The sequence below is a fragment of the Sphingomonas sp. ABOLE genome (genome assembly GCF_003950455.1).
In the GTDB taxonomy this organism is placed as follows: domain Bacteria; phylum Pseudomonadota; class Alphaproteobacteria; order Sphingomonadales; family Sphingomonadaceae; genus Sphingomonas; species Sphingomonas trueperi.
This window is the reverse complement of sequence record NZ_QQWY01000024.1, coordinates 1-25465: the sequence shown is the minus strand read 5'-3', so window position 1 is coordinate 25465 and position 25465 is coordinate 1. Positions and strand designations below refer to the sequence as shown.

Annotated in this window: 26 protein-coding genes; 16 read left to right on the top strand and 10 right to left on the bottom strand. The window is 65.9% G+C overall.

Features of this window, described 5'->3' with window-relative positions; translation table 11 throughout:
* Positions 1-15: 15 nt before the first annotated feature.
* From CA234_RS15225 to CA234_RS15215, 3 genes are read right to left on the bottom strand one after another with little or no spacing between them, the layout of a single operon-like run.
* Positions 16-1392, bottom strand: coding sequence for a glutamate--cysteine ligase (locus CA234_RS15225; protein ID WP_126002106.1), 1377 nt, complete (start codon positions 1390-1392; stop codon positions 16-18).
* A gap of 58 nt (positions 1393-1450) precedes the next feature.
* Complete coding sequence (locus CA234_RS15220) at positions 1451-2191, bottom strand: 16S rRNA (uracil(1498)-N(3))-methyltransferase (RefSeq protein ID WP_126002105.1); 741 nt, start codon at positions 2189-2191, stop codon at positions 1451-1453.
* Positions 2192-2241: 50 nt separating this feature from the next.
* Positions 2242-4047, bottom strand: a complete 1806-nt coding sequence (locus tag CA234_RS15215) for an AcrB/AcrD/AcrF family protein (RefSeq protein WP_126002104.1) — start codon at positions 4045-4047, stop codon at positions 2242-2244.
* Positions 4048-4107: 60 nt separating this feature from the next.
* Between CA234_RS15215 and CA234_RS15210 the strand changes: the two genes are divergently transcribed.
* Positions 4108-4527, top strand: coding sequence for a GtrA family protein (locus CA234_RS15210; RefSeq protein ID WP_206431211.1), 420 nt, complete (start codon positions 4108-4110; stop codon positions 4525-4527).
* Positions 4528-5259, top strand: coding sequence for a class I SAM-dependent methyltransferase (locus tag CA234_RS15205; RefSeq protein WP_125974629.1), 732 nt, complete (start codon positions 4528-4530; stop codon positions 5257-5259).
* Positions 5260-5314: 55 nt separating this feature from the next.
* Here CA234_RS15205 and CA234_RS15200 read toward each other — a convergent pair whose 3' ends face one another.
* The 4 genes from CA234_RS15200 to CA234_RS15185 form a co-directional block, all read right to left on the bottom strand.
* The gene (locus tag CA234_RS15200) at positions 5315-6340 is read right to left on the bottom strand and encodes a glycosyltransferase family 2 protein (protein WP_125974724.1); all 1026 of its coding nucleotides are present in this window, start codon (positions 6338-6340) and stop codon (positions 5315-5317) included.
* 49 nt (positions 6341-6389) lie between these two features.
* Positions 6390-7706 (bottom strand): Nramp family divalent metal transporter, encoded by a 1317-nt coding sequence (locus CA234_RS15195; RefSeq protein ID WP_126002103.1) that lies wholly within the window; start codon positions 7704-7706, stop codon positions 6390-6392.
* 122 nt (positions 7707-7828) lie between these two features.
* Positions 7829-9634: a DUF885 family protein gene (locus tag CA234_RS15190; RefSeq protein WP_126002102.1), complete on the bottom strand. Its 1806-nt coding sequence runs from the start codon at positions 9632-9634 to the stop codon at positions 7829-7831.
* Between the two features lie 104 nt (positions 9635-9738).
* On the bottom strand, positions 9739-11826 hold the full coding sequence (locus CA234_RS15185) for a bifunctional (p)ppGpp synthetase/guanosine-3',5'-bis(diphosphate) 3'-pyrophosphohydrolase (protein ID WP_125974623.1): 2088 nt from the start codon (positions 11824-11826) through the stop codon (positions 9739-9741).
* Positions 11827-11961: 135 nt separating this feature from the next.
* On the opposite strand from CA234_RS15185, the gene CA234_RS15180 reads away from it, so the two are divergent.
* Both CA234_RS15180 and CA234_RS15175 read left to right on the top strand, forming a co-directional pair.
* The gene (locus CA234_RS15180; protein ID WP_125974621.1) at positions 11962-12444 is read left to right on the top strand and encodes a helix-turn-helix domain-containing protein; all 483 of its coding nucleotides are present in this window, start codon (positions 11962-11964) and stop codon (positions 12442-12444) included.
* 70 nt (positions 12445-12514) lie between these two features.
* Positions 12515-12817 carry a hypothetical protein gene (locus tag CA234_RS15175; RefSeq protein ID WP_126002101.1) on the top strand — a complete coding sequence of 101 codons (303 nt, stop codon included), beginning with the start codon at positions 12515-12517 and terminating at the stop codon, positions 12815-12817.
* On the opposite strand, the gene CA234_RS15170 is transcribed toward CA234_RS15175, so the two are convergent.
* Positions 12814-13236 carry a thioesterase family protein gene (locus CA234_RS15170; RefSeq protein WP_125974617.1) on the bottom strand — a complete coding sequence of 141 codons (423 nt, stop codon included), beginning with the start codon at positions 13234-13236 and terminating at the stop codon, positions 12814-12816. The genes CA234_RS15175 and CA234_RS15170 overlap by 4 nt on opposite strands.
* A gap of 257 nt (positions 13237-13493) precedes the next feature.
* On the bottom strand, positions 13494-14702 hold the full coding sequence (locus tag CA234_RS15165; RefSeq protein WP_125974722.1) for an LL-diaminopimelate aminotransferase: 1209 nt from the start codon (positions 14700-14702) through the stop codon (positions 13494-13496).
* A gap of 130 nt (positions 14703-14832) precedes the next feature.
* On the opposite strand from CA234_RS15165, the gene phaC reads away from it, so the two are divergent.
* The 3 genes from phaC (at position 14833) to clpS (ending at position 17947) form a co-directional block, all read left to right on the top strand.
* The gene (gene phaC / locus CA234_RS15160) at positions 14833-16569 is read left to right on the top strand and encodes a class I poly(R)-hydroxyalkanoic acid synthase (protein ID WP_125974615.1); all 1737 of its coding nucleotides are present in this window, start codon (positions 14833-14835) and stop codon (positions 16567-16569) included.
* A gap of 119 nt (positions 16570-16688) precedes the next feature.
* Positions 16689-17447, top strand: coding sequence for a phasin family protein (gene phaP / locus CA234_RS15155; RefSeq protein ID WP_125974613.1), 759 nt, complete (start codon positions 16689-16691; stop codon positions 17445-17447).
* A 167-nt stretch (positions 17448-17614) separates the two neighbouring features.
* Positions 17615-17947 (top strand): ATP-dependent Clp protease adapter ClpS, encoded by a 333-nt coding sequence (gene clpS, locus CA234_RS15150; RefSeq protein WP_064310916.1) that lies wholly within the window; start codon positions 17615-17617, stop codon positions 17945-17947.
* Positions 17948-18138: 191 nt separating this feature from the next.
* Here the strand turns inward: clpS and CA234_RS15145 are convergent, their stop codons facing one another.
* Positions 18139-18846 carry a Crp/Fnr family transcriptional regulator gene (locus tag CA234_RS15145; protein ID WP_125974611.1) on the bottom strand — a complete coding sequence of 236 codons (708 nt, stop codon included), beginning with the start codon at positions 18844-18846 and terminating at the stop codon, positions 18139-18141.
* Positions 18847-18996: 150 nt separating this feature from the next.
* Between CA234_RS15145 and murA the strand changes: the two genes are divergently transcribed.
* The 9 genes from murA to CA234_RS25235 all read left to right on the top strand — a co-directional run bounded on the left by murA (position 18997) and on the right by CA234_RS25235 (position 25307).
* Entirely contained in the window at positions 18997-20280 is a 1284-nt protein-coding gene (murA, locus tag CA234_RS15140; protein ID WP_126002100.1) for a UDP-N-acetylglucosamine 1-carboxyvinyltransferase, read from the top strand.
* A 673-nt stretch (positions 20281-20953) separates the two neighbouring features.
* Positions 20954-21460, top strand: a complete 507-nt coding sequence (locus CA234_RS15130) for a sigma-70 family RNA polymerase sigma factor (protein WP_125974607.1) — start codon at positions 20954-20956, stop codon at positions 21458-21460.
* Entirely contained in the window at positions 21450-22064 is a 615-nt protein-coding gene (locus tag CA234_RS15125) for a hypothetical protein (RefSeq protein WP_125974605.1), read from the top strand. Before CA234_RS15130 ends, CA234_RS15125 begins: the two co-directional genes overlap by 11 nt.
* A 213-nt stretch (positions 22065-22277) precedes the next feature.
* Positions 22278-22406: a hypothetical protein gene (locus CA234_RS25245; protein WP_277600101.1), complete on the top strand. Its 129-nt coding sequence runs from the start codon at positions 22278-22280 to the stop codon at positions 22404-22406.
* 128 nt (positions 22407-22534) lie between these two features.
* On the top strand, positions 22535-23503 hold the full coding sequence (locus CA234_RS15120) for a hypothetical protein (RefSeq protein ID WP_126002099.1): 969 nt from the start codon (positions 22535-22537) through the stop codon (positions 23501-23503).
* Positions 23491-24417 (top strand): transposase, encoded by a 927-nt coding sequence (locus tag CA234_RS15115; RefSeq protein WP_126002098.1) that lies wholly within the window; start codon positions 23491-23493, stop codon positions 24415-24417. Before CA234_RS15120 ends, CA234_RS15115 begins: the two co-directional genes overlap by 13 nt.
* 12 nt (positions 24418-24429) lie before the next feature.
* Entirely contained in the window at positions 24430-24921 is a 492-nt protein-coding gene (locus CA234_RS15110) for a helix-turn-helix domain-containing protein (RefSeq protein ID WP_125974599.1), read from the top strand.
* A 94-nt stretch (positions 24922-25015) separates the two neighbouring features.
* A complete protein-coding gene (locus CA234_RS25240) occupies positions 25016-25147 on the top strand; it encodes a hypothetical protein (protein ID WP_277600100.1) in 132 nt (43 codons plus the stop codon).
* Between the two features lie 25 nt (positions 25148-25172).
* Entirely contained in the window at positions 25173-25307 is a 135-nt protein-coding gene (locus CA234_RS25235; protein ID WP_277600099.1) for a hypothetical protein, read from the top strand.
* Positions 25308-25465: the final 158 nt, after the last annotated feature.

The following is a 25465-nucleotide window of genomic DNA, read 5'->3' as shown; positions in this document are numbered from 1 at the left end:
CCGGGCAACGGGAGGCTAGAACTTCGCCTCGCCATACACCCGGGTGATGTCCCCCTGCCAGTCGCCATGATAGCGATCGAGCAGCACCTGCGCCGGCACCTTGCCGGTCCGCACGATCTCGCGCAGCGGATCGAGGAAGCCGGATTCGTTGTCGCCCGAGCCGTTGAGCCGGGCGCGCGCCTGGAGCCCCGCGCCGGCGATGTTCAGCACCTCGCCGGCAATGTCGGCCAGCTTGCCGCCGCCTGGCAGCGGTGCATCCAACGCGAGCTTCGGCACCGCGCTGCGCAGCGCCTCGCGGCCGTCCATCGACCAGCCCTTCACCAGGTCCCAGGCAGCATCGAGCGCACCCGAATCGTAGAGCAGGCCCACCCACAAGGCCGGCAGCGCGCAGATTCGGCCCCAAGGGCCGCCATCGGCGCCGCGCATCTCCAGGAACTGCTTCATCCGCACTTCGGGGAAGGCGGTGGAGAGATGATCGGCCCAGTCGTCCATCGTCGGCAGCTCGCCCGGCAGGACCGAAAGCTCGCCCTTCAGGAAGTCGCGGAAGCTGAGGCCTGCCGCATCGATATATTTCCCGTCGCGGTAGACGAAGTACATCGGCACATCGAGCGCATAGTCAGCATAGCGTTCGTAGCCGAAGCCGTCTTCGAACACGAAGGGCAGCATGCCGGTGCGCGCCGGATCGGTGTCCGACCAGATGTGGCTGCGGTACGAGAGGAAGCCGTTGGGCTTGCCCTCGGTGAAGGGCGAGTTGGCGAACAAGGCGGTTGCCAGCGGCTGGAGCGCCAGGCCGACGCGGAACTTCTTCGCCATGTCGGCTTCGCTGGCATAGTCGAGGTTCACCTGGATGGTGCAGGTGCGCAGCATCATGTCGAGCCCCATCGAGCCCACGCGCGGCATGTGGCGCAGCATGATTGCGTAGCGGCCCTTGGGCATGATCGGCAGCTCGGCGCGGGTCTTGTCCGGCCACATGCCCATGCCGAGGAAGCCGATGCCGAGCCGGTCGCCGACGGCCTTGACCTGCTTGAGGTGGCGGCCGGTTTCGGCGCAGGTGTCGTGCAGGTTTTCGAGTGGAGCGCCCGAGAGCTCGAACTGGCCGGCGGGCTCCAGGCTGATTGCGCCATCGGGGCCGGAGAGCGCGATGATGTGCTCGCCCTCATAGATCGGCTTCCAGCCGAATTCGGTGAGGCCGATCAGCAGCGCATGGATGCCGCCGCGCTCTTCATAGCTGGGCGCGCGGTGGCTGCCGTCCATCCAGTAGACGAACTTCTCATGCTCGGTGCCGATGCGCCAGCGCTCCGCCGGCTTCTCGCCCTTGGCGAAATACTCGACCAGCTGGGCGCGATCCTCGATGACCGCCGCGGTCTTGGTCGAAACGGTCTTGGTGCTCATTTTCGCGCCTCTAGCGATGCCGACGAAACGACGCCAGCGGATTTTTGTACCGTTCGGTTTACCAGTCGCCCGCGGCGCCCATCCACAGGCTCACCGCCGCCGCCGCCGCGGTCTCGGCGCGCAGGATACGGGGGCCGAGCGCGATGCCGATCGCCTGCGAAACGGCGCGAATCGATTCGCGTTCCTCGGCGTCGAATCCGCCCTCGGGACCGACGAGGATCGCGGCGGGGCCGGGATGGGCGCGCATCGCCTCCAGCGCGGGCACGCCGCCCGTTTCGTCGGCGAAGAACATCGCGCGGTCGGCCGGCCAGTCGCGGAGCAGGGCGGGGAGCTTCACCGGCTCGACCAGTTCGGGCAGCGCGGTGCGGCCGCATTGCTCGGCGGCCTCGATCATGTGGGCACGCAGGCGATCGAGGTTGAGCCGGTCGATCACGGTGCGGCGGGTGAGGACGGGCACGAGGCGCGCGACGCCCAGTTCACACGCCTTTTCGGCCACCCAGTCGATGCGACCCTTCTTGATCGGCGCGGCGCAGAGCCACAGGTCCGGCACGGCTTCGTGCGGGCGGAGCTGCTCGGTGATCTCCAGCGTCAGGTCGCGCTTGCCGACGTCGCGGGCGATGCCGAGCCATTCGCCGCTCGTGCCGTCGAACAGCTTCACCGCCTCGCCAGGCTTCAGCCGCATCACCGATCCCAGATAATGCGCCTGGGGTCCGTCGATCCGGCGCAGGCCGGATTCGAGCGGGCCTTCGACGAACAGGCGAGGGGCGGATTGCGGCGGCCAGGTGGGGGTTGCGGGCATGGGCCTTGCTGTAGCCGCGCCATGCCCCTTTCGTCCATCCGGGCGCGGGGTCACTGTCCCTGGTAGCGGATCTTCCACAGTTTGTAGGGCGAGCCGTCGGGCAATGCCACTGGCTCCAGCCAGTCCGGTACCCGTCCTTTGGCGAGCTGGGCGTAGAAGCCGACCGGGTTGTGCGAGCGGTAGACGGTGGTTTCCGCCATGTTCGGGCAGAGCAGCAGATAGGCCGCTTTGTGGCGCGCCGCGATCGGACGGAAGCCGTCGGCCGTGCCGGTAAAGGCATGGTGGACGTCGAGGATCGCCTGGCCGTTGCGGTGATAGGGCCCGGCAACGGCATTGTGGTGCGTCACCACGATCAGCCGGGGCCCGAGATCGACCTGGGTGAACATCGTCGCGGCGGGAATTGCGTTCAGCGTGCGCAGCTGCGAGGTGCGGGTGCAGGCGATGTTCGCCTGGCGCACCTTGTCGCTGCCGGGCCTGGGCGCGGTCTTGTTCGCCCAGGGCATCTTCACCCCGCTGGCGACCACGCCGACGCCCACAAAGGCGAGCACCGCCACGCCGATCCGCACCCAGAGCGGACCCCGCCGCACGAGCAGGGGCACCAGAATCCAGATCAGCGCGGTGATCCCGGGCACCGCGAGCAGCTGCGCACCCGGCGCCGCGCGCATCTGCCACAGCAGCATCGCGGCGGCGAAGGCCGTGAACAGCGCGACCGCGACCCAGCCGACCAGCTTGGCGCTGCGCCGCGCGTGCCATACCGCGAGCAGTGCGCCGAGCAGCCCCAGGCCCGCGACGATCGCGACCGGTACGGCGACGTCCGCCGGGTGGCGGTAGATCGGCCGTGCTTCACGGACGTTGGAGAGCCAGGTCTTGTAGAGCTCGTCCGAGACTTGCTCGGGACGGCCGAGGCATTGCGGGAAGAAATGGACGAAGCCCGCGACGATCAGCCCGCCGGCAACCACCGCCAGCGCCAGCCGCACCCAGCGCGCGGCGGGGTTGGCCAGCGTCAGCACTACCAGCAGCGCGCCGGCGGCGACCAGCACGCTCAGCCACACCGGCGTCAGCGCGTCGCAGCGCATCGCTTGGTTGGCATAGGAGGCGAAGGCCGCGAAGCCGATCGCCGAGCCGCCGCCCAGCGTGAGGCCATAGACCATCAGCCGGGCCCGCTCGGCCGCGTCCCACACCCAGCGCAGCGCGAGGATTGCCCCGGCCATCGCGCAGAAGGGCAGCAGCTCCAGCCCGATCGACAGCGAAAAGGCGCTGGCGAGGCCGACGACCGCGCCGCCGCGCGCGCCCTTGGGATCGGCAATGCCGGCCACCGTCATCGCCAGTGCGGCGAGCTGCCAGCCATGATGGTCGATCCGCAGCGGCGCGTACATCGGCAGCGTCGTGGTGCACACGCTCACCAGCAGCACCAGCGCGATCGGCCAGGCGAAGGGCGAGACGAGGCGGCGGACCGTGAGCGCGAGCCCGGTCATCGTGATCGACAGCGGCAGCAGGGGGGCGAGCCCACACGCCCATTTCTCTGCCGTGGCCATGCCGACAAAGGGCTTGAGCAGCAGGATCAGCCCGGCGATCGGCAGGTCGACGATCCGCGACCAGTGGATGTCGAATCCGCCCAGCGCCGGGTCCATCCGGTACTGGCGCAGATCGTACCAGCCCTGGCCCGCCAGCAGCGCGCGGACCTGCATCAACCGCATATTGTCGTCGGTGTCGCCCAGCGTCAGCCAGTAGATGTTGCCCTGGCGCTGGACGAGGAACCACACCGTCACGCAGGCCCAGGCGACCAGCGTCCAGAGCAGCCAGTGGCGGTCGAATTCGTCTCGAAGGCGGAAAAGCCGCTGAATGTTGGCCGTCAAAATCGCTTTCCTCGGATGCTGCCGCGCATTAGGGCGAGCGCCGGTCAGAGGGCAAGCGAGATGACGGCGGTATTGCAGCGAGTGGAAGCATTACGGGCCAGCGGGGTGCTGGGCCAGCTGATCCGCTTCGTCATCGTCGGCGGGCTCTCGACGGTGGTCTATGCCGCCGTCTACTGGCCGCTGGCCACCTATGTGATCCATCCGGTCGCCGCTTCGGTGGCCGGCTTTCTGGTCGCGGTGGTGTTCGGCTATTTCATGCACAGCCGCTGGAGCTTCCAGGGGCACGGCGCCGAGGAAAATGCGGCGCTGAAACTGAGATTCTTCGTCGTACAGGCGACGGGCATGGTGCTCAACGCGGGCTTCACCTGGCTGCTCACCGGCCCCTGGATCCATGGGCCCACCTGGTGGCCGCTGGTGCCGGCGGTGCTCGTCACGCCTTTCGCGACTTTCGCACTCAATCGCTTGTGGGTTTTCGGCTGAATGGACCGTATCGTTTACGACCGCATGGCGGCGCATGACTCCACCCATTGGTGGTACCGCGCCCGCCGCGACATCCTCGCCGACTATCTGGCGCGCTACGGCGCGGTGCCGAAGGACGCCAAGATCCTCGAGATCGGCTGTGGCACCGGGCACAATCTGCCGATGCTCGGCGCGTTCGGCGAGGTCGACGCGATCGAGATCGATCCGGCGGCGCGGGCGATCGCCAGCGCGCGGCTGGGCAAGCCGGTGGGCGCCTCGCCATTGCCCGAGCTGACCGGGGTGCAGCCCGGCAGCTACGACCTGATCGCGGTGCTCGACGTGGTCGAGCATATCGAGGACGACGTGGCCGCGCTCAAGGCGATGGCCAGCGTGCTCAAGCCCGGCGGCAAGATCCTGATCACTGTGCCCGCGCACCAGTGGATGTGGAGCGCGCACGATGTGGTGAATCACCACAAGCGCCGCTATTCCAAGGCCACGCTGCTGGCATCGCTGGAAAAGGCGGGGCTCAAGTGGCGCAAGCTGCGCTGGTTCAACTCGCTGCTGTTCCCGGTAGCGGTGGCAGCGCGCTTCGCCGGCAAGCTGATGGGCAAGGACGACAGCGACGATTCGCCGCCGCCGGCCGTGCTCAACAAGGCGTTCGAGACGATCTTCGGGCTGGAGCGGCATCTGCTCGGCCGTCTGCCGATGCCGCCGGGGCTGTCGATCATCGTGATCGCCGAGCCGAAGGGCTGAGGTAGCGCTGCGTCCTTTTCTCCCCTCCCGCAAGCGGGAGGGGGAATAGAAGATTTCACTCCGCCGCGTCGTTGTGCCGGGCCTGAGGCGACACGCTGATCGTCCCCGAATCCTGCTGGCGGTACCCCAGCGAGGCATGCGCCTGCACCGGCCCCGCGACATCTGCGATAAGGTACAACGGCCGGCGCTTTGATTCGACATAGAGCCGGCCGAGATACTCGCCGATCATCCCCAGCACGAACATCTGCACCGCGCCCAGGATCACGACGACCAGCATGGTCGATGTCCAGCCCTGGATCGCGTGCCCCATCGCCCAGGCGATCAGGATGTAGAGGATCAGCAGCACCGAGGCCGCCGTCAGCAGCAACCCGACATGGCTGGCGAAGCGCAGGGGTGCGGTCGAGAAGCCGGTGATCGCGTCGAGCGCAAAGCGGATCATCTTGCCGAGCGGGTATTTGGTCTCCCCCGCATGCCGCTCATGGCGGTCATAGACGAAGGGCACCTGGCGGAAGCCGATCCAGGCGACCATGCCGCGGATGAAGCGCGCCTGTTCGGGCAGCGACAACAGCGCATCGAGCGCGCGCCGGCTCATCAGGCGGAAGTCGCCGGTGTCGAGCGGGATCGGCGTGTCGGTGATGCGATCGAGCATGCGGTAGAAGATCGCGGCGGTCGCTTTCTTGAACAGGCTTTCGCCCTCGCGCTTGCGGCGCACGGCATAGACTACGTCGGCGCCCTGCGCGGCCATGGTTTCGCGCATCTCGGTCAGCAGCTCGGGCGGGTCCTGCAGATCGGCGTCGATGATCAGGATCTGCTCGCCGGCGCACAGGTCCAGGCCCGCGGTGAGCGCGAGCTGGTGGCCGTGGTTGCGCGACAGGTTGATCGCGACGAGGTGCGGGTCGGCGGCGGACAGGCGCTGCATCACCTCCCAGCTGCGATCGCGCGACCCGTCGTTGACGAAGACGATTTCATACGACTCGCCGACTGCGGCGCGCGCGGCGGCGCTGACGCGGCCATGGAGCATGTCGAGACATGCTTCTTCGTTGTAGCAGGGGACGACGACGGAAAGCTGGGGACGTTTCATGACGCGCGCTCTGTAGCGCTGCCGGAACGGCCCGTCGAGCGGGCGCGCATCAGGCGAACAGGCTGGTGACGAGCCACACGTTTGCGCCGGTGATTCCGGCGAACAGCAGCCAGCCGATCGCCTGCAGCCAGGCGGGATTGGCGAAGCGGCCCATCAGGCTGCGGTCGGTGGTGAGCAGCAGCAGCGGCGCCATCGCGAAGGGCAGCCCGGCGGAGAGCACGACCTGGGTCAGCACCAGCAGCCGACCCACCGCACCGTCGCCGAGCAGCAGCACGCCGATCAGCGCCGGGACCAGCGCCAGCCCGCGGGTGATCAGCCGGCGGACCCAGCACGGGATCTTGAGGTCGAGGAACCCCTCCAGGATCACCTGCCCGGCAATGGTGCCGGTAAAGGTTGCGCTCTGCCCCGAGGCGAGCAATGCGATGCCGAACAGCGGCGCGGCAATGGCGGCGCCGGTGGCGGGGACGAGCAGGCGATAGGCATCCTCGATCTCGCGCACGCCGGTATTGCCGTTGGCGTGGAAGGCGGAGGCGGCGACGATCAGGATCGCTGCGTTGACGAAGGTGGCGGCGAGCAGGGCGGCGATGATGTCGAATTGGGCGTAGCGCACCGCCTCGCTGCGACTGGCCTCGTCGGTGCCCGAGACGCGGGTCTGCACCACCGAGCTGTGCAAATAGAGATTGTGCGGCATCACCGTCGCGCCGAGGATGCCGATCGCGAGGTAGAGCGCATGCGGGTCCGTCAGCCGCGCCGGATCGGGGATCATGCCTGCCAGCACCGCGGCGCCATCGGGCGGCGAGAGGAACAGCTGCACCACGAAACACGCCGCTACCGTGCCGACCAGCCCGAGCATGATCGCCTCCATCTGGCGGAAGCCCTGTCCCTTGAGGCTGAGCACGATCACCACGTCGAGCGCGGTGATCAGCACGCCGATCCATAGCGGAATGCCGAGCAGCAGCTGGAAGGCGAGCGCGCTGCCCAGCACTTCGGCGACGTCCGTCGCGATGATCGCGAGCTCGGCGAACACCCAGAGGAACTTGGCGACCCCCGGCGAATAGCGGTCGCGCACCAGCCGGGCGAGGTCGCGGCCGGTGGCGATGCCCAGCCGCGCGCACAGCGACTGCAGCACCATCGCGGCCGCGCTGGAGGCGAGGATGACGAACAGCAGGCCATAGCCGTACCGCGAGCCCGCCTCGATATCGGTCGCCCAGTTGCCCGGATCGATATAGCCGACCGAGACCAGCAGCCCCGGCCCCATATAGCGCAGCAGCTTGGCCAGCGGCGACAGGCCCACGGGCACGCTCACGCTGCCGCGGACCTCGGAGGGACAGAAGGGCGCGGTAGCGGTGCGGGGCAGTTTGAACATGGCGGGCTCACGGACACGGGAAAGGCAACCGCCCTTGTGGCGGGCGGTTCCGGTCGCCGCAACCATACTGGGGCTGGGGCAGGTGGGAAGATCCTGCCTTCCCGGGCAGGATCTTCCAAGCCTCAGGCCATGGCCTTGGCGCGTTCCTCCACCAGCCGTTCGAACATGGTGAGCGGCATCGCGCCCAGCCGGATCACCTCATGAAACTGCTGGAGATCGAACTTGTTGCCGGCGATCTTCTGGGCGTTGGCGCGCGCGCGGGTCCAGGCGATGTGGCCGAGCTTGTAGGCGCAGGCCTGGCCCGGCATCGTGCAATAGCGCTCCACCTCGCGCTGCGAACGCGGCCGGGCGAAGCCGGTGTTCTGGACGATGTAATCGGTCGCTCGCTCGCGGGTCCATTGCTGGGTGTGAATGCCGGTATCGACCACCAGCCGCACTGCGCGGAACAAAAAGGACTGGAGATAGCCGGCGCGCTCCAGCGGCCCGTGATAGGCGCCGAGCTCGTCGGCCAGCTGCTCGGCATAGAGCGCCCAGCCTTCGGTATAGGCGCTGAAGAAGCCGAACTTGCGGATCAGCGGGCCTTCCGCCGCCTGCGCGGTGCTGATCTGGAGATGGTGGCCGGGCAGGCCTTCGTGGAAGGTCAGCGCGGGCAGCGAGTATTTCGGCCAGTCGGCGACGCTCTTCAGGTTGATCCAGTAGATGGCGGGGCGCGACCCATCGAGCGCGGCGCGGGTGTAATAGCCGTTCGACGCGCCGTCCTGGATCTCCACCGGCACCGCGCGGATCTCCAGCGGCGCCTTGTTGGGGTTGAGGAACGCCTTGGGCAGCAATGCCGCGACTTCCTGCACGCTGGCGTTGAGCCCCGCGATCAGCGCCGTCCGCCCCTCGGCGGTGTCCGGATAGAGCTGGTCGGGGCGCTCGTTGAGCGCGGTCAGCCTTTCGCCCACGCTGCCCTTCGTCAGCCCTTGCGCCTTCAGCAGCGCATCGAGCTTGGCGCTGATCTCCGCGACCTGCTCCAGCCCCATCTTGTGGACCTGATCGGGCGTGAAGCTGGTGGTCGTCCATTGCTCCAGTGCGGCCGCGTAGATTTCCTGTCCGCGCGGCACGTCCCACAAGCCGGCGGAGGGGCGGCCCTTGGCGTGGAGGTCCTTGATCAGCGCGTATTGGCGATCGAGCGCGGGATACACCTTCTCGCCAACGATCTTCGCGGCGCGACCCTGCCAGTCGCCCTGGAGCTGCTTGGCGGCGGCGCGGCGGACCAGCGACTGGGTGAGGGTGTTCGCGGCCGGATCGGCCTGGCGCAGCTTGGCTATCTGGGCGAGCGTCAGCTCGAGGCAGAAGACCGGCGCGATCAGCCCGCGTCCCGCGGCTTCCTTCTGGTCCGCGGTGTCCTGGTCGAGCGCGCCGGCAAAGGCATCGAGACGATCCAGATAGGCCTCGGCATCGTCCTGGGTGACGATCGTGTGGCTGGAGTTGAGGAAATCGGGCGTCGAGAAATAGGCGCCGCCCTGCTGAGTGATCGGGAAGGGGCGGCCGACCGAGTCGATCTGGAACCTGTCCTGCGAGACGGTGGCGCTGCGCAGCGAGTAGAGCACCACTTCGCGATCGAGCTGCGCCCCCTCGGACAGGGTGGCTGGATCGAACGCCTCGATCTTCGCAATCGCCGCCTTGGTATCGGCGAGGTTGCGGGCCTTGGCGGCAGGGCTGTCGTCGCTCAGCTTGTGCTTGAGCGCGGCGTTGGGGCCCTTGTCGAAGCCGAGCGAGGTGGCGAACTCCGGCGAGCGCTGGATACGCTCGGCGACGATCTGGTTGTAGACGGCGTTGATCTCGGCATCGCGGGTGCCAGCCATGGCGGCGCGGGCCGCGGCGGGGAGCAGCGCGGCCAGGGTAGCGGTGCTCGACGAAGCGAGGAAGGTACGACGATCCAAGGCTTTTCCCCCAAATGCTGTGTTTGCTGGGGGCAGCGTACCGCGAATCTAGGCAAGGTCCACAGCGTTTCCTCCCCCTGGCGGGGGGAGGATAGGGCAATCCGTCACACCCGCTCGGCCGAACTCACCGCGTCCGCCGCGCGCAGCGCCGCGAGCAGCTTCATCAGATGCGCCGCGTTGCGCACTTCGAGGTCGATCGTGTTGGTGTGGAAGGTCGTGTCGCGGTTATCCAGCCGTAGCCCCAGGATGTTGGCCTTGTGCTGGCCGATCAGAGTCGCGACGGTGCCCAGCGCGCCGGGCTCGTTCTTCAGCGTCACTGCGATCTCGGCGACGCCGCCATCGGCCTTGTCGCCCCAGGTCAGGTCGACCCAATCGGCTTCCTCGACATCGGCGAGGCTCGGGCAATCGATACGGTGGACGATGATCGGCTGGTCGGGCTTGCGCACGCCCAGAATGCGGTCGCCGGGCACCGGGCAGCAATCCTCGGCATAGGTGAAGGCGACGCCGGGGGTGAGGCCCTTGATGTCGATGGCATGGTGCTGCGGCGGCAGCTGGTCGTCCTCGCCGCTGGCCGAGCCCGGCATCACCGCTTCCATCACCTGCCGGTCGGTAAGGCTGCGGCGGGCGATCGCCTCCATCAGCGATTCCGCATCGGCGAGCTTCAGCCGCTTGAGCGCCTCGCCGAGCGCGCCTTCACCGGGGGCGACGGGCAGGCGGGCGACGATGTCCTCGTAGAGCTTGCGGCCCAGCCGGATCGTCTCGTCGCGCTCCTTGTGGCGGAGGTGGCGGCGGATCGCGGCGCGGGCCTTGCCGGTGATCGCGAAGTTGAGCCAGTTGGGCTGCGGCTCCTGCGCCTTGGAACGCAGGATCTGCACCTGGTCGCCCTGCTCGATCTCGGTGCGCAGCGGCACCACCTTGCCGTTGATCTTGGCGCCCACGGCCTGGTCGCCGAGATCGGTGTGGACCGCATAGGCGAAATCGATCGGGGTCGCGCCCTTGGGCAGCTGGATCAGCTCGCCCTTGGGGGTGAAGGCGAAGATGCGATCCTGGTACATCGCCATGCGGGTATGTTCGAGCAGCTCTTCGGGGCTCTCGGCATGTTCGAGGATCTCGATCAGGTCGCGGATCCAGCTGACCTGGGTGTCGGGGCGGACCGCGCTCTGCTTGTAGGCCCAGTGCGCGGCGAGGCCGAATTCGGCCTGGGCGTGCATGTCGCGGGTACGGATCTGCACTTCGACGCGGGTGTCGCCGGCGTGCATGATCGTGGTGTGGAGCGAGCGATAGCCGTTGCGTTTCGGCGTCGAGATGTAATCCTTGAACCGGCCCGGCACCATCGGCCAGCGGCGGTGGATCACCCCCAGCGCGCGGTAACACTCCTCCTCGGTATCGACGATCGCGCGGAAGGCCATGATGTCGGACAGCTGCTCGAGGCTGACATGGCGCTCGGACATCTTCTTCCAGATCGAGTAGGGATGCTTCTCGCGCCCTGTCACGTCCGCCTCGATGCCGCCGCGCCCCAGCAGCAGCTTGAGGCCCGACGCGATCTTGAGCACCCGGTCCTCGCCCTCGACGCGGAAACTCTCCAGCCGCCGGGTGATCGATTCATAGGCTTCTGGTTCGAGCTGGCGGAAGGCGAGCGTCTGCATCTCCTTCATGAACTCGTACATGCCGATCCGCTCGGCGAGCGGGGCATAGATGTCCATCGTCTCGCGGGCGATGCGGCGGCGCTTCTCCTCCTTCTTGATGAAGTGGAGCGTACGCATGTTGTGCAGCCGATCGGCGAGCTTGACCAGCAGCACGCGGATGTCGTCGGACATCGCGAGCAGGAACTTGCGGAGGTTTTCCGCCGCGCGCTCGCTTTCGGTCTGCGCCTCGATCTTGGAGAGCTTGGTGACGCCGTCGACCATGCGGGCGACGTTGGGCCCGAACAGCCGCTGGATCTCCTCCGGCGTCGCCACCGTGTCCTCGATCGTGTCGTGGAGGATCGCCGTCGCGATCGTCTCGTCGTCGAGATGCAGGTCAGTGAGGATGCCGGCCACCTCGATCGGGTGGCTGAAATAGGGGTCGCCCGAGGCCCGTTTCTGGGTGCCATGGGCGTTGACCGAAAAGACATAGGCCCGGTTGAGCAATGCCTCATCGGCTTCGGGGTCGTAGGAGAGGACCCGGTCTACAAGTTCATACTGACGCAGCACGCCTTCTAGATGGCGTCACTGGCCCGCTTTTTGCAACCGATTTGAAGCTGCAATCGCGGCTTAGCTGCGAGGCTGTGGCTGAAGGGCTGCGCCGCGCCGGTTTCCCACCCCCCATTTTTGCGATAGGGTGACCCCATGGGTGGAGCCGTTCGAGAGACGCTGCGGGCCATGGCGCGGGAATGCAGCCTGCCAGCCGCGCTGGAGGCGATGGGCGAACGCTGGTCGTTCCTGATCCTGCGCGGCGCGTTCAACGGCCTGCGCCACTTCGAGGAATTCCAGAGCGAACTGGGCATCGCCCGCAACATCCTCGCCAATCGGCTGGCGCGGCTGGTCGAGCACGGCATCCTTGCCCGGCAGCCTTGTGCCGACGATCGCCGCAAGGTGGAGTATCGGCTGACCGACAAGGGGCACGCGCTGCTGCCGACGATGGTGGCGCTGCGCCAATGGGGCGAGCGCTGGGAGACCGGCGTGCCGGCCTCGCCGATCCTCGTCGATGCCCGCGACGGCAAGCCGATCGCGCCGGTGACGGTGCAGGCGCAGGACGGCCGGGTGCTGGGCAAGGGCGACCTGCTCTGGGCGCTTCCCGAGGAGGCGGAAGAAGCCCGCGCGGCGGAGTAAGTCTGCCCCTTGCGCGCCGCCGAAGCGTAAATGCTTCTATAATGCGCCCGTGCATCAGGGAAATTTGCGCATGACGTTCAGCATTTCGACGGTGGGGATCAACGGCGTGCGGGGCGTGGCGGTAATCGCTGCGACCCACGGCAGCACGAGCGGCCCCGTCGACGAGACCGCCGAAGCCTTTCTTCGCGAAGCCCGCAAGAGCCCGGCCGAGCGCACCAAGGAAGCCGTGCTCAAGCGCTACAACCTGACGCAGGAACAGTTCGACCAGCTTGCCCCCGAAAAGCAGGCCGCGATCCGGAGGGAAATCGAGGACGAGATGCGCCGCAAGCTGGGCCGGGCCCAGGGCGGCGCCTTCGCCGACGTGGTCGTCTAGGCGCCGATCGCCAGCAGCGCGGCGCGTACCGCCTCCGGGATCGGCTTCGGGCGGCGCGTGTCCAGATCGAGATGGACGCTGACCAGTTCCACCTCGGCGTGGAGGTCGCCGGTCTCCGCATGGCAGAGGTCGGCGCGCATCGTCATGCTGCTGTTGCCCAGCCGCTCGACGCGGACGAACACCTCCACCAGGTCGTCGAAGCGGAACGGGCGCTTATACTCGACCTGCGCGCGGACGACGTTGAACTCCGCCTCCATCCATTCGGGCCCAAGCCTGGCGAGATCCGCCCAGCGCCAGAATTCGGTGAGCCCGACATCGGCATATTCGAGATAGCGCGAGTTGAAGACGATCTTCTGCCCGTCGATCTCGGAATAGCGGACGCGGAAGCGGGTGGAGAAGGGAAAGCCGGGGCGGGACATGGGGGCGCGCTTTGCCCCGATTGGGGCAAGGTTCGCAAGTGCGGGGTGCACATGTGGGCGTGCCGTCTTTGAACAGGATTGTCATCCCGGCGGAAGCCGGGATCCATTTGCCAGAACGCCGGGGATGGAGCCTAGCGGGAGGCCTCAATGGATCCCGGCTTTCGCCGGGATGACGGTTGTGGTGCGCGAGGCCTCGCTTTTGCAGCTGCAGGACTTCACCAGGTCATTTTGCTGAGACGGCCATTTGGCCGCCGCCATCACCCCGCGTTCGCCGCCGGCGTGTTGACCCCCATCGACTGGAGATACTTTTTCACGTTGCGCGCCGCCTGGCGGAGGCGCTGTTCGTTCTCCACCATCGCGATGCGGACATAGCCCTCACCATTTTCGCCATAGCCCACGCCCGGCGCCACCGCGACCTTGGCATGGGTGAGCAGTTGCTTAGAGAACTCCAGGCTGCCGAGATGCGCCAGCGCCGGCGGCAGCGGCGCCCAGGCGAACATCGAGGCGCGGGGGGAAGGGATCTCCCAGCCGGCGCGGGCGAAGGCCTCCACCATCACGTCGCGGCGCTTGTGGTAGAGCAGGCGGTTCTTCTCGACGATGTCCTGCGGGCCGTTGAGCGCGGCGCAGGCGGCGGCCTGAATCGGCGTGAAGGCGCCGTAGTCTAGATACGACTTTACCCGCGACATCGCCGCGATCAGCTGCTTGTTCCCCACCGCGAAGCCGATCCGCCAGCCGGCCATCGAATAGGTCTTGCTGAGCGAGGTGAACTCGACCGCGACGTCCTTGGCGCCCTTGACCTGGAGGATCGACGGCGTCGGCTTGCCATCGAAATACAGCTCCGAATAGGCGAGGTCGGAGAGGATCCAAACCTGGTTCTCGCGCGCCCAGGCGACGAGGCGTTCGTAGAAGGCGAGGTCCACCGTCTCCGCCGTCGGGTTCGACGGATAGTTGACGACGAGAATCGACGGGCGCGGCACGGTGAAGTTCATGGCGCGCTCGAGGCTTTCGAAATAGGCGTCGTCGGGCGTGGTCGGCACCGCGCGGATCGTGGCACCCGCGATGATGAAGCCGAAGGTATGGATCGGGTAGCTCGGGTTCGGCGCCAGCACCACGTCGCCCGGCGCGGTGATCGCGGTGGCGAGGCTGGCCAGGCCCTCCTTGGAGCCCATCGTCACCACGACTTCGGTCTCGGGATCGAGTTCCACGCCGAAGCGGCGGCCATAATAGTTCGCCTGGGCGCGGCGCAGGCCCGGAATGCCCTTCGACTGCGAATAGCCATGCGCGTCGGGCTTGCGCGCCACTTCGCAGAGCTTCTCGATCACATGGTCGGGCGGCGGCAGGTCGGGGTTGCCCATGCCGAGATCGATGATGTCCTCTCCGCCCGCGCGTGCCGCCGCCCGCATCGCGTTCACTTCGGCGATGACATAGGGGGGCAAGCGCTTGATGCGGTAGAATTCTTCGGACATTTCCTCGACTTTCAAGGGTTCTGGCATGCGACACAAAATTGTGTCGTGCGGTCATTCTACGCCATAATAACCAAGTCGGGAATGACGCATTGCATTGCCTGCGCTAAGGCGGGGCAAAGGAGAGGATCGAATGCCCGACACGCTCACGCCGACCCTGCCGCGCCTCGAAGACCTGCAGCACTGGACCTGGGTGCTGGGCCGGGCGCAGCAGATGATGTTGGAGCATGGGCTGGACCTGATGGAGCATGTGCCTGCCGCGCCGCCCTTCGGCATGCTGCTCGATCCCACGCCCGCGATGCGCGCCAGCGCCGACTTCTGGGCGGACACGATGCAGTTGTGGCAGCGCTTCCTCGACCCAGCCAACGCCGAGCCCTTCGTCGAATCGCCCGAACAGGCGCGCGACAGGCGCTTCAAGGCGCCGCAATGGCGCGAGGAGCCGATCTTCGATTTCCTCCGCCAGAGCTATTTCGTCATCGCCGATCACCTGCTCAAGAATGTCGAGGCGCTGGAGCATGTCGACGGCCGGCAGAAGGACCAGATCCGCTTCGCCACGCAAGGCTTCATCGATGCGATCAGCCCGACCAACTTCCCCGCGACCAACCCGCAGGTGATCGAGAAGATCGTCGAGACCAAGGGCGAGAGCCTGCTCAAGGGCTTGCAGCACATGCTGCAGGACATGGCCAAGGGACAGATGACGCAGACCGCGGCGGGGGCGTTCGAGCTCGGTCGCAATCTGGCGATGACGCCCGGCAAGGTGATCAAGCGCACCCCGCTCTACGAGCTGATCCAGTATTCGCCGACGACCGACGAAGTCCTGGAGACCCCGCTGATCATCTTCCCGCCCTGGATCAACCGCTTCTACATCCTCGACCTGACGCCGGAGAAAAGCTTCATCCGCTGGGCGGTGGAGCAGGGGATCACCGTGTTCGTCGTTTCGTGGCGCTCGGCCGATGCGAGCATGAAGGACGTGGTGTGGGACGATTATGTCGAGCGCGGCCAGATCGACGCGATCGACACGGTGCGCGACCTGCTCGGGGTCGAGAGCGTCCATACCATCGGCTATTGCGTGGCCGGCACGACGCTGGCGGCAACGCTGGCGGTGCTCGCGGCGCGCGATCAGGCGGCGAAGGTGGCGAGTGCGACCTTCTTCACCGCCCAGGTCGACTTCACCGAAGCGGGCGACCTGCGCGTCTTCATCGACGACGACCAGCTGGCGATGATCCGCAGCCTGAGCGCCGATGGATTCCTCGACGGGCGCTACATGGCGGCGACCTTCAACCTGCTGCGCGGGCGCGACCTGATCTGGAATTACGTCACCAACAACTATCTGATGGGGCAGGAATATGCCCCTTTCGACCTGCTCCACTGGAACTCGGACGTTACGAACCTGCCGGCGAGCTGGCATCTCAGCTACCTCACCGACCTGTACCGCGACAACAAGCTGATCGCGCCAGGCGCGCTGCGCATCGGCGGCACCCCGGTCGACCTTTCGAAGGTCACCACGCCCAGCTACATCCAGGCGGGTCGCGAAGATCATATTGCGCCTGCCAAAAGTGTGTGGAAGTTGACCGAGTATTTTCGTGGGCCGCACAAGTTCGTGCTCGCCGGCTCCGGCCATATCGCAGGTGTAATAAACCCCCCATCTGCTAAAAAATACCAATACTGGACCAATCAAGGTCCTGCCGAGTCGCTGGAATCCTTTCTCGAAAAGGCGACGGAACATGCCGGAAGTTGGTGGCCAGACTGGCTCGATTGGCTCCGTGCGGTGAGCGGTGCCAAAGTTGCGGCAAACGGCGCACGGGTTCCTGGGGGTGGGAACCTTTGTGCAGTTGCGGAAGCCCCCGGCGATTATGTTAAGATGCGGTGAGAAAATGTTGTGAAAATGCGTCGTTTGTAACTTTTTGTGCGGCGCACAATGACGCCTTGCAAATCTGGCGCCATCTCGTTATATGCTGCGGTGCAGCAATAGGCAGGGAAGCTAGTCACATGGCCAGCAAGGGACCCAAGACGACGGCCAAACCCGCCGCCAAAACGGCGGCACGTGGTGCTCCCAAGCCCGCGATTCTGGCCGAAGCTGCCGCGGTGACGCCGCCGCCCGTACCCCCCTTGGCCGAGACGATCGTCCCGGTCGGGGCCCTGGTACCGGCGCCGGTCGAGACCGCTGCACCGCAGGAAGTGAAGACCCACGTTGAAGAGACGATCGCCGCCCCCGCGGAAACGGCCGAGGCCGTCGCCGAACCGGTGATCGAAGCCGTAGAGACCGTCGCGTCGGCGGTCACCACCAGCACCGCGAAGGAAACGACCACCATGGCTACCACCTACGAGAACGCGACCGCGCAGGCCCACAGCGCATTCGCCGACATGAACGAGCGCGCCAAGGCCGCTGTCGAGAAGTCGACCAAGCTGGTCGAAGAGGCCAACGAGTTCGCCAAGGGCAACATCGAGGCGCTGGTCGAATCGGGCCGCATCGCCGCCAAGGGCTTCGAGAGCCTGGGCCAGGAAGCTGCCGACTATAGCCGCCGCTCGTTCGAGAGCGCGACTGCCGCGATGAAGAACCTCGCTTCGGTCAAGTCGCCGACCGACTTCTTCAAGCTGCAGAGCGATTACATGCGCAGCGCGTTCGACTCCTATGTCGCCGAAGCCTCGAAGCACACCGAAGCGATGATCAAGCTGGCCGGCGACGCCGCGCAGCCGATCTCGAACCGCTTCGCGGTTGCGGTCGAGAAGGTGAAGACCACCGCCTGATCGGCGTTGTCGGCCCGGATTGGAACGATTTGGGGGCGGTCGCTGCGGCGATCGCCCCTTTTTCGTGGCGACAAAATGCCGATGAAGCCTCTCCATGCCTTGCCCTTGGGGGCGCTGCGACATATTTTGCCATGCCTATGGTCGAGCTTCGTACAACACAGATTCGGATGGCCGAGGACGGCGACCAGGACGATCGCGGTAACGACAACGCGGTCGGCATTGCCACGCGCACCCGCACCCGTACCAAGAAGCCGACCCCGTACCGGGTGTTGATGCTCAACGACGACTATACCCCGATGGAGTTCGTCGTGCTGGTGCTGCAGCGCTTCTTCCGGATGAACATCGAGGAAGCGACCCAGGTGATGCTCCACGTCCACCAGCGCGGCGTGGGCGTGTGCGGGGTGTTCAGCTACGAAGTCGCCGAGACCAAGGTCTCGCAGGTGATCGACTTCGCCCGGCAGAACCAGCACCCGCTGCAGTGCACGTTGGAGAAGGCGTAGGCGTTCCGGCCGCGTCATCGTGATCGGCGGTGTACTAGCTCCAAATGCACAACATCCGTCATCCCCGCGAAGGCGGGGATCCATCGGCGCTGACTCTTCGGTTCTTTCCCCAGCGTCCTGGCAAATGGATTCCCGCCTTCGCGGGAATGACGATGGAGGGGCAAGCAAGGCGTAGCACCCCGCACGCCGTATCACCGCGCCGGCGGCAGCCAGCGCAGGTCGAGCCCTTCGTAGCGATTGACGTAGTTCGCAGCCCCCGCCAGCGCGCCCCTATCGAGCAAGGTCACCCGGCCGCCTTCGCGCGCGATCATGCCTTCTTCCTCGAGCTGGCGGAGCATGCGGTTGACGTGCACCGCGGTGAGCCCCGTCGCATCGCCGATCTCCTCCTGGGTCAGCCCGAGCGGGAACGCGCGGTCGATCGACTTGTCGGTCGCGCGCAGCCGGTTGCGCAGGTCGAGCAGCAGCGCCGCGACGCGGGCCTTGGCGCTGGTCCGCCCCAGTGCGGCGAGCCGATCGGTCAGCGCCACCCGCTCGATCTGGCTGTAGACGAGGATCATCGCCGAAAGCCTGGGATGTTCCTGCATGATTGCGGACAAGGTCGCGCGGTCGAACGGGCAGACCACCGTGTCCGAAAGGGCACACAGCGTCTCCGGCGCCTCGTGATAAATCGCCGAGGAGATGCCGAGCATGTCGCCCGGGAACAGGAATCGGAGGATCTGCCGGCTGCCGTCGTCGAGCAGCACATAGCTCATCATCAGGCCCTTGCGGAGTATGAACAACTCCCCGCAAGGCTCGTTCTCACGCTGTAAAATTGCTCCGCGGCGCACATGGCGCTGGCGCAACTCGAGCGCATCCAGCGCCTCGCGCTCCTTCGGCGTGAGGTGGATGAACTCGCTCAAAACATCGGCAAAACAACTGGATGACACGCTCTGCACTTTCCCCCGGTTCGCCCTGCAAAGCAGCGCAATGGAATCAGCGCATTAAAATCGATCAAGCCGACCCGGCAGCCCGCCGCTTGCGCCGACGCGCAGAGCGGCTAGAAGCTCGCCATGGACCGTATCCTCATCCGTGGCGGCAACCGACTTGCCGGCAAGATCGCGATTTCCGGGGCGAAGAACGCCGCCCTTACTCTGATGCCGTGTGCGCTGCTCACTGACGAGCCGCTCACGCTGCGCAACCTGCCACGCTTGGCAGATGTCGACAGCTTCGGACATCTACTGAATGAACTCGGCGCGTCCACCTCGGTAGAGGGCACGCGCCCGAACGAATTCGGAAGGGTGCTCTCTGTGCGCGCCAGCCGGTTGACCTCGACGGTCGCGCCCTATGACATCGTGCGCAAGATGCGCGCCTCGATCCTGGTACTGGGCCCGTTGCTCGCCCGCGAGGGCGAGGCGACGGTGTCGCTGCCCGGCGGCTGCGCGATCGGCAACCGCCCGATCGACCTCCACCTCAAGGCGCTCGAGGCGATGGGTGCCGAGATCGAGATCAGCGCCGGCTATGTGAAGGCGACGGCGCCCGGCGGCCGCATTGCGGGCGGGCGCTTCCGCTTCCCGGTCGTCTCGGTCGGCGCGACCGAGAATGCGCTGATGGCGGCGGCCACCGCGCGCGGCACCACGGTCCTCGAAAACGCGGCGCGCGAGCCGGAAATCGTCGATCTGTGCAACCTGCTCGTCGCGATGGGCGCGGTGATCCGCGGCATCGGCACCGAGACGCTGGAGGTCGACGGTCGTGATCGGCTGCACGGCGCCACCTATGCAGTGATGCCCGATCGCATCGAGGCGGGCAGCTATGCCTGCGCGGCGGCGATCACCGGCGGCGACGTCGAGCTGGTCGGTGCCTCGGCGGAGGACATGCGGGCGACGCTGGATGCGCTGGCCGAGGCCGGCATCACGGTCGAGGAAACCGCGAACGGCGTCCGGATCGCCGCCGAGAACGGCATTCATCCGCTGACGCTCAACACCGCGCCCTTCCCGGGCTTCGCCACCGACATGCAGGCGCAGTTCATGGCGATGCTGTGCAAGGCGGACGGAGCGAGCACGCTCACCGAGACGATCTTCGAGAATCGCTACATGCACGTGCCCGAGCTGGCCCGGATGGGCGCGGACATCGAGGTGCATGGCCGCACCGCGATCGTGCGCGGGGTAAAGAAGCTCACCGGCGCTCCGGTGATGGCGACCGACCTGCGCGCCTCGATGAGCCTGATCCTCGCCGGCCTCGCGGCCGAAGGCGAGACGCAGGTCAACCGGGTGTATCACCTCGACCGCGGATACGAGCGGCTGGAGGAAAAGCTGCAGGCGGTGGGTGCGGACATCGAGCGCGTCGGGGACGGTTGAGCGTCATATCCCTTCTCCCTCCCGCCGACGAAGGCGGTGGGAGGGCGCAGGGCAGTGCTGCTGGAGCGGGCCACGAGCGCGATCGTTCCTGCCCGCAGAATGCGCCAACGGTCGATACCGCTGGACATCAAGGGCCACGTAACTTTGTGCTCCGCCCAGAAAACCGGCACTGCCTCCGTCGTTCGGGCGCTGCCGTGTAGAACCTGGCCCATGGCTCCTCCCGCTCTGCATGCTGGTCAATCGTACCACCACATTGTGGGATCAAACAGCTAGCGCGCGCCAACGGTAAGGCGTGGGACAAGGAAACATGGGAGAGGCAGATTGCGGAGGCGGTTATCGCTGCCGAGCTGCCATCCGGGACGACGGCCTATACACTCCGCCACAGTACCATTACCGACCTGGTGAATGGCGGCCTGCCATTGCTGGCCGTGGCGCAGATCAGCGACACGAGCGCATACGCCGATCCGGCACGGATGCGGTGACGGAGGCTCACGCCGAAATGGGCTATCTACGAGTCTGAGGCTGCCCAGCGAGGCAGCACCATGCCAGATCTGAGCCTAACCGTCGCCGCACTTCAATATGGCTTTGCCATTGACGTCAAAAGCAAGACGGGGTTCTATACCGTCGGGTAGTTGGATATCTGCGACGATGTATGTTGTGAGCCGGTGACCATTTGACGGAAGATGGCCTCAGCTTCGAGCAGGTGATTCGAACATATTCGGGGCTGCTCTCGCGCATTGCGTTGGCTTATGAATTAGATCCCAGTCAGCGCGAAGACTTGAAGCAGGAGATGATCTTGGCCATCTGGCGAGCCCTGCCATCCTTTCGGGGCCAGTCCTCCGTAAAGACCTATGTTGCTAGCATCGCCCAAAAACGTGCGGTCACGCATGTCTCGCGTCAACGGCGCCTCCCGGCGACTGAGGAGTTGGGCGAAGAGGTCCCCGCGGGCGGCCCGCAACCCGACGAGGCGGCGATCGCGTCGGACCGCAGGTCACGCCTGCTGGCGGCGGTGCGAATGCTCAGTGCAGCCCAACGTGAAACGGCGACGCTGATGCTGGAGGGATTCTCGTTCGCCGAAATCGCCGACACCCTCGGCATCACGACCAACGCAGCCATGCTTCGCTGCCAGCGCGCCAAGGCGTCGCTGATCGAGCAGATGGGGAGCACCCATGCAGGCTGACTTCGACGACCTTGCGCAGCTGTGGCAGCAGGAAGATTCGCATTCCACCGGTGTGGTGATGGCCCTGTCGCAGCGTGCGGTTCGCCGGGCGCGCTGGATCGAGCGGGCGGAAATGCTCGTCGCCACCCTGCTGATCGCGGCCGTCTCGTTCGCTGCCTGGCGGAAATTCTCGCTGGGGATGCTGATCGTCGCGGCGGCGATCATCGCGTTCGTGTTGTGGTCGACCTACACCCATTATCGTCTGCGGCGGGTCGAGTGGGGTGCGGACCAGCGCGAACGCCAGCAATTCGTCGAAGGGCAGATCGTTCGCCACCGTGCGCGCATTCGCCGCACCATCTTCGACCTAATCTTGTTCGGGCCACTGAGCTTATTCGGCATGGTGTTTTCCTCGCTGCGGCAGAGTGAAAACGGGGAGCCCTTCGGTCATTTTGTCGACCATCTGTGGACCTGGCCCACGCTGCTGGGGCTGGGCGCGATGTTCGTCACGGTCGCCTATCTGATCGTGCGACTTAACCGGCAGCGTCATATCGTGCGGAGATTGACCAGCTCGCTTGCCGAGTATCGGCAGGAGGCCGCCCTGGATCGATTCACGCTGGGCCAGTAATCGCGAGAATCGGCCGCAAATTTTTTTCAGAAGTTGCGACAGGTTTTCCGCTGCGCGAAGACTATACTCCTGACAACTGACATGGTTGTCCCGTCGGTTCGGTCGGGATTGTTCGCCGTCGCGCCTTCATGGCGCGTGACGGGCAGCGAACCTGTACGCATCACGGATATGGGGAAGGATCGCCGCATCGCCGGCACATTTGGGGGAGCAGTCATGAACAAGATCGATCACAGCAAACTGTCGCTGAAGACGCGGGTCGGCTTCTGCGGAAACGTCGTTCGGGAGGAAGTCGGCGGGGTCGCATGTCTTGCCGTCTTCCTGGGGGTCGTCGTAGCCAACTGATCGTCGCCCGTCATGCTTCTGCCGCAGCGGCGGCATGACGACATCGCCACATCATCGCACCACCACCATCGCCGCGGTCCGAGAGTCCGCGGCGATAGGAGAATCGCGCCGTCCGCGCAGGAGCACCCATGATTCCTCGCCCAGACCTTCAGGCGTATCTGGCCGGAACGCAGTCCCGGACGGACCATCCCGCGTTGCATTGGCGCGTACAGCCGGCGCTGGCTGGCTTGCACGATGCATTGGATGGGCTGACCGAGCGGAGCGGGACAGCCGTACGCGCGCTGGTTGAAAACCTCTTCGCGGAAACCGGCTGGCTGACGTGCTGGATCGAGCGGATGGCGCAGACCGCCGCCGCCGACCCCTTCTTCGATCTGCCGCTGGTGGCGAACGGCAATAAGCACCAGCGCGGGCTGGTTCTCTTCAGCCATGACTGCGTCACGCTGACGCTCAACGTGCTCTCCATCGATGCACTCGCCGCGAAGAAGACGCACCGGCGCGGCCCCGGGGCAATCATTTTCACCGGGGTCCTTACCCTGCAGAAATTTCTGAAGGGCGGCGGCGCGCTGCTTCAGCTCTGGTCGGCGGCGGCGCCGGATTCCCTGTTCAGCCTGGCGGACGGCCATCGTTGCGCGCCTGCAGGCTTCCGCGCGATCAAGGACGGGGAGATCCTGACGACCGATGGCCGAACACAAAGCTATGTGATCAGCCACGCAGTCTCCGACATCGTCGTGCTGCAAGCCGATATCCGCGTCGACCGGGCCCCGTTGCTCGTCGAATATGACGCGCAGAGCCTGTTGGCGGTGGGGGCGAGCAGCACCAACGACGGCGCGTCGCGCAGCCAGATGCTGCTGTCGTTCCTCTCCATGCTCGGCAGGGCCGGCGATGCCGATGTTCTCGAGCGCTATACCCATGACGACGCCTTCTATCTTCGCTGGCACGCGACCCGCGAATTGCTGGGCGTGGACGCCGGGCGCGCGATGGAGCGATTGCGCGCGATGGAACGCGGCGACCCGCATCCGGAAATACGCGATGCGGCCCGCGGCGCGATCTCGATGTTGGCCGATCAGGCAGCGGGAGCAACACCATGCCACGCGTGATCGCGGCGAACGATCCCAAGGCGATCGGGCTCGGCGATCTTGTCGATATCGTGGAGACCGGACGATTCGACGCACGCGACGAAGCCTGCTTCGCGTCGTTCGGCCCGGCGCTCGCCGACCTAGCGGCCAATCGCGACTTTCTGGCGGACATCATCGTCGCCGAGCTGAAAGACCGCTGCCGCAGCCAGAGCGTGCGCAACGCCTATGGCCCGCAGGTCGTGATGCTCCATGCCGGCAGGAATTTCATCGTGCGCGCCAATTTCTGGCCCGCCGAGACGGACCCGGTCCTGCAGGAAAACGGTCCCGAGGCCTTCTTCTACCACAGGCCGCACGACCATAATTTCTCGTTCCTGACGGTAGGATACACCGGACCGGGCTATTGGAGCGACTATTACGAGTTCGACTATGACGCCTGCGTCGGTGCGGTGGGGGATGCGGTCGACCTGCGTTTTGTCGAGCGGTCTCGCCTGTCGCGGGGCAAGGTGCTGCTGTACCGGGCGCATCGCGACATTCATGCCCAATTGCCCGCCGATGCGCTCTCGGTGTCGCTCAACATCATGGAGCGTGCGCCGCATATCGGCTACCGCGACCAATATGGCTTTGACGTTTCGAACGGCGTCATCTCCGAGAATCTGACGGAAACCGCGATCGAGCCGCTGCTGGCGATCTGCAGCCAGATCGGTGGGGAGAACGCCCGGGATCTGGTGGAGACCTACGCCGCCTATCATCCTAGCGAACGGATCCAGTTCGCCGCGCTGACCGCGCTCGCCTCGACCTGCCCGTCGATCGACGCACGGATCGAGGTCTTTGCGCAAGCTGCCCGCCGATCGGCGCCGTTTGTCGCGCGCATGGCGGCCCGGCAGTGCGCCGCCATCAATGCCGGCCGGCACTGGATCACGCGAACCGCACATTAGGAGGGCGTCCCCATGCACATCGACCCGTCGCTACCCACCAATGTCTCGATGAGCGTATCGGCCCCACAGGGTGGCCTCGACGCAGCCGCGCGGGCGGATTTGTGCCGGCGAGTCGCGGCGGACATCGTCCGGTCCCGAACGCTTCGGCATCGGATCCTCACAGGTATCCGGCTGGCCGAGCCGAACTGGGACATCCTGCTCGACCTCTATCTTTCGGAACGCAAGGGCCTGCGCGTGTCGATCTGCGATGTCGCGTTCATCGCCGGCGTGTCCCGCAGCACGGGTGCCCGCTGCGTCGCCAATCTGATTGCGTCCGGCGTGCTGGAAGGCGTTGCGGACGCGCAGGACGGCCGACGTACCTGGATATCGCTCAGCCAGCACATGAAGGCGGCTCTTGAAGAATATTTTCTCCGGATATCGGGGGTAAATTTCGCGGATTCGGAAGAACTATCCGAAATGCATGCATCTATACTTTCTCACTTTGGGAATAACTGTCTTAGCTGATAATTGACCTCAAATGAAGAGTGTAGGAAATTCTCCAAGTCGACCTGAAATCGACGTCTTGTAAGCAAGTCTTACTCAGTAAATGGAGAAACGTATGGCCATTTATCACGTCAACACGCTCCCTTCTCTCGAACTCGAAGCCGGAATGCTCGTCGAGCAGCGTGGCGAGGCTGTGCTCTGCAGCCTGACCGCCGGCATTGCATCGGTCATCGGCGCGATCTTCTGATCGCCAGCAAAAAGGGGAAAACACCATGGTACGCACGCAGAACCTGCCCACGCTCGATCTCGAAGTCGGGGCACCCAACTCGTCGAAGCACACTCCGGTCGTTGCCGGGCAGATCATCGCGGGCATCGCGATCGGCATCGTCATCGCTGTCACCGACTGAACCAGGTGCGGGTGCGGCAGGTGCCGCACCCGTCACCGACAGGGGAGTATCACGCCATGAACACCTCGGTTGAAACCTTGCCTGCTCTTGATCTCGACGTCGCCGGACCGGGCGGTCCGCGGATGCGGCCGACGGTCATCGATCCGGATGTGAGCATC